This is a genomic window from Nocardia rhamnosiphila NBRC 108938 (assembly GCF_000720425.1).
GTDB classification, from domain to species: Bacteria; Actinomycetota; Actinomycetes; order Mycobacteriales; family Mycobacteriaceae; genus Nocardia; species Nocardia rhamnosiphila.
Map to the genome: position 1 here is coordinate 64034 of NZ_JOAJ01000015.1, position 10996 is coordinate 75029.

Sequence of the window (10996 nt, forward strand, 5' to 3'; positions counted from 1 at the left end):
CGGCCTCGGTCTGATCCAGTCCCGCCGAGCGGCCCATCAGCAGCCCGTCGGTGGACAGCAGGACCGCGGACTCGGCGTCCGGCAATCCGCTCACCAGTTCTTCCAGCAGCCAGCTCAGGTCAGTGCGCGGAGGAGTTGTCATCGTCGCCTTCCTGTCGGGGCCGATCGGCCGCGGTCGGATCGGGATGCGGGTGGCGTCCCGACCGGGTGCCGCCTTCGATGGCGGCCATCAGATTGCGAGCCTGTTCCGGTGTGCGCGTCCGCGGGGTCTCCTCGGTGACCGGCGCTTCCGTGGCCTCCGGTTCGGCAAGCTGTCGGCGTCGGCGCGGGAGCGCGGGACGGGTGCCGTCACCGGGTGCGGTGGTGGCCGGCGGCGCGGCGGCGGCCTGCGGCTGCGCGGCAACGCTCTCACCCGACGCGGTATCGGGGGAAGCGGCAGGGGGCGCCGTCGCGTAGGCGGGCTCGGCGGGCGGTTCGGTGGGGTCCGTGGTCTCCAGGAGCGCGGCCGGGATCACCACCACGGCCTTGATTCCGCCGTAGACCGAATCCGCCAGTCGCACCGTGACACCGTGGCGCGCCGCCAGGGTGGCCACCACGAACAGGCCGAGACGGGTCTCCCCGGTGAGCGCGGCCACCCCGAAATCCGGTGGTGCGGCCAGCAGTTCGTTTCGCTCGATGATCTCCTCCGCCGACATACCCAGACCGCGGTCGGCGACCTCGACCGCCACGCCGCGGCCGACGACCGCGGCCGATACCTCGACGCGTGATTCCGGCGGCGAGAAGGTGGTCGCGTTCTCCATCAGCTCCGCGAGCAGGTGGATGAGGTCGGCGGTGGCCGGGCCGGTGATCTTCAGATCGGGAATCCGGCCGGTGTGGATACGGGTGTAGTCCTGGCTCTCCGCCGCGGCACCCCGGACCAGGTCCCACAGCGGAACCGGTTTACGCCGGCGGCGGCCCGGCTGTTCACCGCCGAGCACGATGAGGTTCTCGGCGTGCCGGCGGGCGCGGGTGGCCAGATGGTCGAGTTCGAAGAGGAGCTCGAGCTGGTCGGCGTTCTCCTCTTGACGTTCGGCCTTGTCCAGCAGGGCGAGCTGGCGGTGTACGGCCAGCTGGTTGCGGTGGGCGATATTGAGGAAGACCGTGCGGAACCCCGCGCGGGTCTTGGATTCGGCCACCGCGGCCGAGACCGCCGCGACCTGGGCGCGGTTGAACGCGTCGGCCACTTCGCCGAGCTCGTCGGTACCGAAGTCCAGGTGTGCCACCTCCGCGGCGGTATCGATCTCCGCCCCATCGTCGAGGCGCCGCATGAGATCGGGCAGACGAACATCCGCCAGTTCCAGGGTATCGTCGCGCAGGCGGCGCATCCGCGCGATGAACCGGTTCGCGCCGATGAGTGCGGCCAGCAGCGCCACCGCCGTCACGATCAGCACCGCGATACCGCCGATCAGGGAGATCCCCGCGGTATCGGTGCCTTCGGACCGGGCGATGGCATGGGCATCGCGACTCTGGTTCTCCCACAGGCTCAACAGGGCCGCGCTCACCCGCACCGAGGCATCCTGCCACGCGGGCACCGTCATCGGTAGCGGAGCGGGCCCGGTTTCCGTGGACTGCTCGGAGTCGTACCCGGAATCGGAGGTCTCCGCCGCGGCGTCTGCGGCGGGGACGGGACCGCGCAGAATGAGCGCGTCCTGCATGGCGGTCACCTGCTGCCAGTCCGGTGAATCCGTGATGGCCCGCAGCTGGGCGAGCCGGGAGCCGGTCAGCACCGTGGCCGAATACGCCACCTGCGAGCGGACTTCGCCGGCGTAGCGGGTGAACTCGAGCAACTCCGCGGTGGTGAGTTCGCCGCGGGTGAGGGCGACGGCACCGAGGGTGTCGGCCTGGGAGAGTGCCTCGGCGGCACGCAGCGGCTCGACACCGTAGCCGAGGGCGATACCGAGTTTGGCGTCGGGAGCCACCCGGGCCGCGACCATCGACGCCTTGGGGATCGTGCCGATCACGGTGCTGAAGAATTCGAACGCCTCGGCGTGCGGCATCGCACGCGAGTCGATCGCGGTGCGCACGCCGGGGACCCGGTTGTAGAGCGGGCGGAAGGTCTCGAGTTCGGCGGCCGATCCGTCCGGGTTGAGGCGTTGGGCCGCCTCGCCCTTGGCGATCACCGCGGCGAGGGCGATATCGGAGCGCTTCCGGGCGTCGACCAGGCCGCCGGCCGCATTCGGATCTCCGGCCAGATACAGCAGGGACAGCCGGCGCTCCTCTTCGAAGGTCTGCACCATCGAGATCACCGGGGTGGTGGTGCCACTGATCAGATTGGCCCAGATCGTCGCGGTGACACTGGATTTGACCAGATATCCGGCGGCGCCGACCCCGACGACGACCAGGGTGACGCTGGTGATCAGCACGATCGACAGGAGACGGGCGCGGATGCCCAGCCGGCCACGAGTCGCGTCTGCGCCGGAACGGAACGCCCGCACCAGTACTTCGGGTAGATGCCGCCGAACAGCCACGATAGATCAACCCGTTCCGGGCGTGCGCCAGTGCGACACCGCGGTGACCGGCGCGTCACCCAATGTTCTCGGCATTGCCGTTCTCCGGCAATGCATCAGCTCTCGTCCAGACCATAGCGAAAGCCGGGCGCCTACCGGAGACCGGTCTCACCGAGCGGGGCTCGGGGTATCGGTGTGAGCGCGGCTACAGAAGCCGCCGAAATGTTAAAGGGCGTTCGTTCGAAACCCGGGGTGCCAGGTGGGGACGGTGGCGAGCGTGGTACCCGGTCTCAACCACCCCGCAGGCTGTTCGCGATGGTCCGCAGCAGACCGAGCTCGGCCGCGCTGTCGGTGCTCTCGGCGGGAGCCCGCACGGCCAGCCGGCCGTCATCGATCAGATCGCCGATGAGCACTTTTGTCATGGCCAGCGGAATCCGCAGCTGCGCCGAGACCTCCGCCACCGATTGCGGTATCCGGCAGAACCGGACGATTTCGACGTATTCGGGATCGGTCCGCCGCGGGGCGAAGCCGGCTCCGACATCGACCACCATGGTGTCGAGGGTGAGTTCGCTGCGCGCGGTGCGACCCCGGCCGCCGGTCATCGCGTAGAGCCGTGCGACCGGACCGGCCTCCTCTTCCTCCCAGGGTTCGCGCGGCCTGTTCACGGCTGTCTCGCCCCGTTCGGCCGCGGGCGCGAGTCGACGGCCAGATGGCTGCCGACCCGCTGGACGGTTCGGTTCATCTCGAACGCGACCATGCCCATATTCGCGGATTCGGTGGCCAGCAGTGGAAGGCCGACGCCATCGCCGCGAACCGTTCGGCCTCGGTGCGCTCCAGACCCGTCGAATGGCCCATCAGCAGTCCGTCGGTGGACAGCAGAACCGCGGATTCGGCGTCCGGCAATCCGCTCACCAGTTCTTCCAGCAGCCAGCTCAGGTCAGTGCGCGGAGGAGTTGTCATCGTTGCCTTCTTCTGGAGTGCGATCGGTGGCGGGCGAGTCGGAATCGGGACGGCGGCCGGACCGGGATCCGCTCTCGATGGCGGACATGAGGTTTCGGGCCTGCTCGGGAGTGCGGGTGCGCGGCATATCGACGACCGGAATGACCCCCGTATCGGCTTCGGCGGACTGCCGCTGCCGGCGCGGCAGCGCCGGGCGCGCGCCCTCGTCCGGGCGGGGCTGCGAGATCACGGTCATGGGTTGCGAATCGGCGGGCCGGGGCGGCGCGGGGGCGGCGACCTGTGCGGCGGACCCGTTGGCGGAGATACCGAGGGCGGCGGCCGCCGCGGGCTCGAGGGCCGGACGGCCGGGCCGGGCCGGGCCGCCGGATTCGGTGAGTGCGGTCGGGATCAGCGCGATGGCCTTGATGCCGCCGTACACGGAATCCGTCAGACGCACCGTGACACCGTGGCGGGCCGCCAGGGTGGCCACCACGAACAGGCCGAGACGGGTATCGCCGGTGAGGGCCGCGACGCCGAAATCCGGTGGTTCGGCCAGCAGGGCGTTGCGCTCGGCGATCTCCTCCGCGGTCATCCCCAGCCCCTGATCGGCGACCTCGACCGCGACCCCCCGGCCGACCACCGAGGCCGATACCTCGACCTGGGATTCCGGCGGCGAGAACGCCGTGGCATTGTCCATCAGCTCCGCGAGCAGATGGATGAGGTCGGCCACGGCTTTTCCGGCGATCAGCACATCGGGTACGCGTCCGGTGTGGATCCGGGTGTAGTCCAGGCTCTCCGCGACCGCGCCGCGGATGAGTTCCCACAGCGGAACCGGATTGCGCCAGCGGCGACCCGACTGTTCACCGCCGAGCACGATGAGGTTCTCGGCGTGCCGGCGGGCGCGGGTGGCCAGATGGTCCAGCTGGAACAGCAGTTCGAGCTGGTCGGCGTTCTCCTCCTGGCGTTCGGCCTTGTCCAGCAGGGCGAGCTGGCGGTGTACGGCCAGCTGGTTGCGGTGGGCGATATTGAGGAACACGGTATGGAAGCCGGCCCGGGTCTTGGATTCGGCCACCGCGGCGGAAACCGCCGCGACCTGGGCGCGGTTGAACGCGTCGGCCACTTCGCCGAGTTCGTCGGTACCGAAGTCCAGGCGCGCGACCTCGGCGGCCGAATCAATGTCCTCGCCGCGGTCGAGCCGGTCCATGATGTCGGGCAGCCGCTCGTCGGCGAGTTTCAGGGTGTCGTCGCGCAGGCGGCGCATCCGCGCGATGAACCGGTTGGCCAGTACGAGCGCGGCCAGGAACGCCAGCGCCGTGATACCCAGGACCGCGGCGCCGCCGGCCAGCGAGCCGTTGGCGGTGTCGGCCCCCTGGGCGCGGCCGATGGCGTGGGCGTCGGCGCTCTGCCCCTCCCAGAGTTTCAGCAGGGCGGCGACGACCTCGCCGGAAACCCGCTGCCACTCCGCGACGGTCAACGGCAGGACCGGCGTATCGGACTCGGTGGACTCGTCGGTGGTGCTGTAGCCGGAGCCGGTACGGGTGCCGGTGCGCCCGGTCGTGGAGTCCGCGGTCTCCGCGTCCTCGGCCGAGACCGCCCCGCGCAGCATGACGGCGTCCTGGACGGCGATCAGCTGCCGCCAGGCCGGTGAAGCGGTGAGGGCCTGCAACTGGGCCAGCCGGTCGCCTTTGAGCACCGTGGCGGAATACGCGACCTCACCCCGGAATTCACCGACGTGCCGGTTGAATTCCACCAGCTGGGCGTCGGTGAGTTCACCGAGAGTCACCGCCACGGCGCCGAGGGTGTCGGCCTTCGACAAAGCCTCGGCCGCCCGCAGCGGCTCGACACCGTAGTTGAGTGCGAGACCGACACCGGCATCGGGCGCGACCCGGGCCGCCAGCACCGACGCCCCGATGATGGTGTCGATCACCGAGCTGAAGAAGCCGAACGCCTCTTCCCGCGGGATCGCGCGCGCGTCGATGGCCGCGCGCAGGTTCGGCACGGCCTCGAAGAGTTTGCGGTAGCCCTCGATCTGGCCGGCCGAGCCGTCGGGATCGAGCCGCTGGGCGGCGTCGCCCTTCGCGGTGACCTCGGCCAGGGCGATATCGGAGCGTTTCCGTGCGTCCGCGAGCGCCGGCGCGGCCCCGGGATCGCCCGCCAGATACAGCAGCGACAGGCGCCGTTCCTCTTCGAGACCCTGCACCATCAGAATGGCGGGGGTGGTGGTGCTACTGGCCAGATCGGCCCATTCCTGCGCCTGCCGACCGGATTTCACCAGATAGCCCGCGGCGACGATGGCGACCGTGAGCAGCGTGATGCTGGTGATGAGCACTATGGCGAGCAGCCGGGTCCGAATGCCGACGCGGCCGCGCGTTCGACTCGGTCGGGAACGGGAAGTCGATGCGAACTCGGGGAGAGGCAGCCGCTTGGACACAGTAGATCAACTCGTTCCCGGGGATGCGCGCGAACAGCATCATCGCCGCCGGCTCACCGCCCAACTATCCCGGCACTGCGGTCTCCCGGCAATGCGTCGTACTCCGGTACCAGACATTAGCGAAAGCAATACGTTTCAGTCTCGAAAACTACTACTCTCACCAGGCATTCTTTTCGGGTATCGAAGCCGGGACGTTACGGTTTATTCCGGAATTGCTCGTGATCGGTTGCCACTGCCCGCCGTAGCCGCGCGTTTCGCGCCCGCGACCCGGAAACACAGCACCCGTTCGCCGTATCCGGCCAGCGGCTGGGCCTCGGCGGCCTGCCGGATACCACTGGCCGGAAGTTCGGTGAGTTTGGCGAACATGGTGGCATTACCGAACGCGGAACGGATCTGGGTCTCCGAGGCGTAATCCGCGCCGTAGTCGGCGAGTTTGCCGAAATCCAACGGTGCCAGCGGAGTATCCAGGGCGACCGGTTCGGCGGGCCGGCCGAGCGCCGCGTATTGGGTGGCCGACCCCTGCTCGTACCAGCACAACTCGTAGGCCAGGTTCTCGGTGCTCGTCACACTCATCACCGGCCACTGCTGCGAAAGGGCGAGCGCCAGCGGATTCTTCGCCACCGGTGTCAGCTCCCATTTGAGGCTCTTCACCGCGATCCAGCTGCCCGACATGCGCTCGACCAGGACGATGTCCTCACCGAGTTCGGTGGTGGCGTTGAGTTGTGGATCCCGGGTGCCCCAGTGCGCCTTGTCCACGCCGTAGGCGGTATTGATATCCACCGGTTCGGCACCGGCCCCGGTGAACGCGGCGACGATCGCGTCGCGCACCTGTTCCAGCGCATCCGGTGCCGAGCACAGCACGCTCAACGCGCCGAACGAGGACCCGATCTCCACCGGTTTGGCCGGCTGGTCCGGCATCGCCCCGGCCACCAGCGGTTTCAGCCCGACCAGCGCGAGCTGCCAGTTGATCTCCTCGATCGTGGCCAGATCCCCGGCGCTTTGATACAGGATCTGCTGCTGGGTCAGGTAACCGGCGCGTTCGAGGGTCCGGCATTCCAGCTTCCGCAGGGCAGCCTGCGTTTTCGTGGTGAAACCGATCTCCTCGATCTTCAGGTTCCGCAGCTGCGACGCCATGGCCGCGGTGGTGAGCGCGGTATAGCGTTCGCGGTACATGGCCACCGCCTGCTTACGCTGCCGGCCCACCATCAGGGTGCGCAGCAGGGTGTTCAGGGTGGCGAGGTACTTCCGGGACTGTTCCGGGTCGGCCTCGAACAGGGTGGCCCGGATGCGGACCGCTTCGTCGGTGGCCACCACGGCCGCGCCCGGATCCGGCCGGCACAGCCACACACCGCATTTCGACAGGCCGTCCGCGCAGACCCCCGCGACATTCGGATACTCGTGCGCCACCCGGGTGTAGGCGTTGCAGGCGTCGCGAATGGTGGCGGTCGCCAGTTCCCGATGGCCGATGGCGCGGGCGGCCTGTTCCAGCAGCCGCAGCGTGTCCTGGACCTGGTTGGCGAACACCGCGGACACATGACCGGAGGTGAACCAGCGCAGCCGGATCATCACCGCTTCCTGCGCGGGCTCCAACGCGCCGGCCACCCGGTTGCGCACCGAACCGTCGGTCTGGGTGGCCAGATAGGCCGAAGCGAGTTCACACAGTGTGGTGGCCAGCTGGAGTTCTGCCTCCGGTGTTCGGTCCCGCGCCGCGAGCCGGTCCGCGGCCACCCGGCCCTCGATGGCGATCAGGTCCATCGCGATCTCAATTCCCGCATCACCTTCCGCGCACGGTCGTCGAGCGGCCGTAGTCCGAGCAGTCCTGGAAAGTCTGCCACAGGTGCCGCGGAGATAGCAGTGCTACCGGGCGGTTGCCCTCACCAGGGCCGGAGATATACCCGGAGGTGCGGGCCGCCGGTCAATCCGCGGGGACGGTGCTCGCGCCGATTCCCAGGTAGAACAGCGTGATCAGGAAGAGGAACCAGCCCGCCCCCTGCCAGATGGGCCAGGGCCCGCCCCGTCGCCAGACCCGGAGGGTCTCCACGAAGGCGCCGATACCGCCCGCGAGCAGCACCAGACCGGGTCCGAAAAGTACAGCGGTCTGCGCGGTGGTGTCGCACAGCAGTGCGTCGGCGTCACGGCACCGCCCGGTCGCCGCCCAGATGGCGGTGACCGCGCAGACCAGTGCCGCGACGCCGAGCACGACGAGCGCGTAGCGCACGGCCCGCCGGAAGTTTCCATCGTCGGACCAGCGTTTCTCCGCATCGTTGGTCATCGCTCAGCCCTCCTGCCCGCCGTATTTCCCGGGGGCGGCAGAACAAACATCCCCGGTCGGCGTGTGCGGCCGACCGTCCGGAGACCGGCGACCATTGAGCACTGACAGGGTCGCCAACCTACCGAGGCCGGTCCAGGCGCACGCCTGCATCCACCTTCTGTCTATTCCGGATGGTCTACCTCCATGGTCGGGGCCCGCCCCCGATTCTGGACCGACGGAGCGAGGGAGCGCAGCGACTGAGCGTGTGCGGTTGGCCGTCCAGAGGGTGGAGACCTTTGAGCACTGACAGAGTCGTGAACCTCCCCAGGCTGGTCGAGGCGCACGACAGCATGCACCTTCTGTCTATTCCGGATGGTCTACCTCCATGGTCGGGGCCCGCCCCCGATTCTGGACCGACGGAGCGAGGGAGCGTTGCCCGTCGGCGTACGCGGCAGTTCGTCGGCGAAGTCGATACTGCGCGGCACCTTGTAGTGAGCGATGCGCTCGCGCAGATAGTCGCGCAGTTCCGCGGCGAGTTCCGGGCCGGGGGTCGCGCCCGGCGCCGCCTGGATCACGGCCTTCACCGATTCACCCATTTCCTCGTCGGGGACTCCGATCACCGCGACGTCGAGCACCGCGGGGTGCAGGGCGAGCGCGTCCTCGATTTCCTGCGGGTAGATGTTCACCCCACCGGAAATGATCATGAACGCCTTGCGATCGGTGAGGAACAGGAAGCCCTCGGCGTCGACATAGCCGATATCGCCGGTGGTGGTCCAGGTCGGATGGTCCGGGTGTATCGCCGCCTCGGTTTTCGCCGGGTCGTTGTGATAGGCGAAGGGCAGTTCGTCGCGTTCGAAATAGATCGTGCCGATCTCGCCGGTCGGCAGTTCCGCGCCGTCGTCGCCGCAGATCCGGATCGAGCCCATACCGGCCGGGCCGACCGAACCCGGTTTGCGCAGCCACTGCTCGCTGTCGATGAAGGTGGCGCCGTTGGCCTCGGTCGAGGCGTAGTACTCGTAGAGCACCGGACCCCACCATTCGATCATCGCGCGCTTCACGTCGACGGCGCAGGGCGCGGCGGCGTGCACGGCGACCTTCAGGCTGGAGATGTCGTAGCGGGAGCGGACGGCCTCGTCGAGTTTCAGCATCCGGACGAACATGGTGGGCACCCATTGGCTGTGCGTGACGCGATAGCGTTCGATCGCGGCCAGGGCCTGCTCGGCATCGAAGCGTTCCATCACGACCAGAGTGCCGCCGAGGGCTTGGACGACACCACCGAACCGCAGCGGCGCTGCGTGGTACAGCGGGGCGGGCGACAGGTACACCGATTCGGTGCCGAAACCGTAGAGCGGGCCGAAGACGGCGGTGTAGGGGTCACCGGGGGGATCACCGACCTGCTGGTCCGAGAGCGGCTGTTTGATGCCCTTGGGCCGCCCGGTGGTGCCGGAGGAGTAGAGCATATCGGCGCCGCGCGGCTGGTCGGGCAGCGGTTGCGCGGGCTGGGCGGCCAGTGCGTCCTCATAGGACTGGTAGCCCTCGACCGGGCCGCCGAAGGCCAGCCGGATCTCCACCCCGGGCGTCTGCTCGACGATCGCCTCGGCCGCTTCGCGCAGACCGGCGGACGCGATCAGCGCCTTCGCGCCGCAGTCGCCGACGATATAGCTGATCTCGGCCGGCGACAGATGCCGGTTCACGGCGGTGATGTAAAGCCCCGATCGCAGAGCAGCCCAGTACGCCTCGTAGACCTTCGGGTCGTTACCGGAGAGCAACGCGACATGATCGCCGCGGCGCAATCCGGCGGCGTGCAGATGCCGGGCGAGCCGGACGGAGTTGTCCTCCAGCTCCCGATAGGTCAGCGTCTCGCCGGTCTCGGCGACGATAACGGCTGGTTTATCCGGGAAATCATCGACATGCGCGCCGGGATACATACTGCTCCTCTACGGAACGAAGCGATCGGAGGACGACCGCCGAGCCGAGCCGGGGCCCGCGACGCGTGCGGCGTCACCGGCCCCCGCCGGGCAATCACCCGGCGACCGCGACGATAGCGGAAAGTGAACCGCGATTCGTCGGTTTTCCGGAACTGGCGAGCCCGCGGGCAGCTCAACCCCTCGGTGAGCTGATTTCGCGGACCTCGCGCAGATGCTGTTCCATCGCGGCCGCGGCCGCGGCCCCGTCGTGGTCGCACACCGCCCGGTAGATCAGCTCGTGGCCCTGGACGGAGATCCGGCGGCCGAGCGCGGTGCGGTGGGAGAGTGCCCGGGTGCGCTGTGTCCATTCGGTGGTCATCGTGCACAGCGTGACCAGCAGCGGGTTCTGCGCCGCATGCGCCAGCAGGGTATGGAACTCGATATCCAGCCGCATCGATTCCCCGGGCGGCAGGTTCTCCCGCGAACGGGTCAGTACGTCGTCGAGCGAGAGCAGATTGGACTCCACGGCCCGCAGCGCGGCGAGTTCGGCGATCCGCGGCTCCACCAGATCGCGCAGTTCGGTGGCATAACCGAGCTCGACATCGAGATCGGCCAGGTCCTCGTACAGCCGGGAGGCCCCGCGCGAGATATCGGCCACCGTGCTGCCCCGGCCCTGACGCCGCAGCACCAGCTTCTTCGATTCCAGCTCGAACATCGCCTCGCGCAGTGAGGACCGGGAGATGTTCAAACTCGCCGCGAGTTCGCGCTCGGGCGGAAGACGGTCCCCGGCGCGCAGTTCCCCGCTGATGATCAGCTTCTCCAGGTGGGCGGCGACCTCGGCGCCGACACTGCGCGAGTGGCGGCGCATCGGCGGAATCTCTGCGTTGGTCATGGCCCCTCCTGACACCGGCCACTCGGCCACGGATGCCGGTCCGGCGCGGACGGCGACCGTCCCACACGGTCCGACCAATTCTCGATCGTT

The 10996-nt window shown here is 68.9% G+C and carries 8 protein-coding genes and 1 pseudogene; all 9 read right to left on the reverse strand.

The features are described 5' to 3' along the window. Nucleotides 1-34 precede the first annotated feature (34 nt). Nucleotides 35-142 (reverse strand): annotated as a pseudogene (locus IG75_RS40800) (roadblock/LC7 domain-containing protein); the annotation flags it as partial. Next, nucleotides 120-2507 carry a sensor histidine kinase gene (locus IG75_RS0133965; protein WP_245713412.1) on the reverse strand — a complete coding sequence of 796 codons (2388 nt, stop codon included), beginning with the start codon at nucleotides 2505-2507 and terminating at the stop codon, nucleotides 120-122. The gene IG75_RS0133965 and the pseudogene IG75_RS40800, both read right to left, overlap by 23 nt. Nucleotides 2508-2776: 269 nt before the next feature. Next, nucleotides 2777-3151 carry a DUF742 domain-containing protein gene (locus tag IG75_RS0133970; RefSeq protein ID WP_030526078.1) on the reverse strand — a complete coding sequence of 125 codons (375 nt, stop codon included), beginning with the start codon at nucleotides 3149-3151 and terminating at the stop codon, nucleotides 2777-2779. Between the two features lie 73 nt (nucleotides 3152-3224). Then, a complete protein-coding gene (locus tag IG75_RS0133980) occupies nucleotides 3225-3446 on the reverse strand; it encodes a roadblock/LC7 domain-containing protein (protein ID WP_030526079.1) in 222 nt (73 codons plus the stop codon). Further along, nucleotides 3424-5754 carry a sensor histidine kinase gene (locus IG75_RS0133985; protein ID WP_245713411.1) on the reverse strand — a complete coding sequence of 777 codons (2331 nt, stop codon included), beginning with the start codon at nucleotides 5752-5754 and terminating at the stop codon, nucleotides 3424-3426. Before IG75_RS0133985 ends, IG75_RS0133980 begins: the two co-directional genes overlap by 23 nt. 303 nt (nucleotides 5755-6057) lie before the next feature. Continuing rightward, on the reverse strand, nucleotides 6058-7611 hold the full coding sequence (locus tag IG75_RS0133990) for a hypothetical protein (RefSeq protein WP_051715484.1): 1554 nt from the start codon (nucleotides 7609-7611) through the stop codon (nucleotides 6058-6060). Between the two features lie 160 nt (nucleotides 7612-7771). Beyond that, entirely contained in the window at nucleotides 7772-8128 is a 357-nt protein-coding gene (locus tag IG75_RS0133995; RefSeq protein WP_030525438.1) for a hypothetical protein, read from the reverse strand. 356 nt (nucleotides 8129-8484) lie between these two features. After that, nucleotides 8485-10035 (reverse strand): acyl-CoA synthetase, encoded by a 1551-nt coding sequence (locus tag IG75_RS0134000; RefSeq protein WP_030526081.1) that lies wholly within the window; start codon nucleotides 10033-10035, stop codon nucleotides 8485-8487. Between the two features lie 172 nt (nucleotides 10036-10207). Then, the gene (locus tag IG75_RS0134005; RefSeq protein WP_051715488.1) at nucleotides 10208-10906 is read right to left on the reverse strand and encodes a FadR/GntR family transcriptional regulator; all 699 of its coding nucleotides are present in this window, start codon (nucleotides 10904-10906) and stop codon (nucleotides 10208-10210) included. Between the last annotated feature and the right edge of the window lie 90 nt (nucleotides 10907-10996).

Excerpts from the sequence above, each read along its gene's own strand:
- IG75_RS0133980 (WP_030526079.1), bottom strand. The coding sequence starts at position 3,446 with ATGACAACTCCTCCGCGCACTGACCTGAGCTGGCTGCTGGAAGAACTG.
- IG75_RS0133990 (WP_051715484.1), bottom strand. The coding sequence starts at position 7,611 with ATGGACCTGATCGCCATCGAGGGCCGGGTGGCCGCGGACCGGCTCGCG.
- IG75_RS0133995 (WP_030525438.1), bottom strand. The coding sequence starts at position 8,128 with ATGACCAACGATGCGGAGAAACGCTGGTCCGACGATGGAAACTTCCGG.
- IG75_RS0134000 (WP_030526081.1), bottom strand. The coding sequence starts at position 10,035 with ATGTATCCCGGCGCGCATGTCGATGATTTCCCGGATAAACCAGCCGTT.
- IG75_RS0134005 (WP_051715488.1), bottom strand. The coding sequence starts at position 10,906 with ATGACCAACGCAGAGATTCCGCCGATGCGCCGCCACTCGCGCAGTGTC.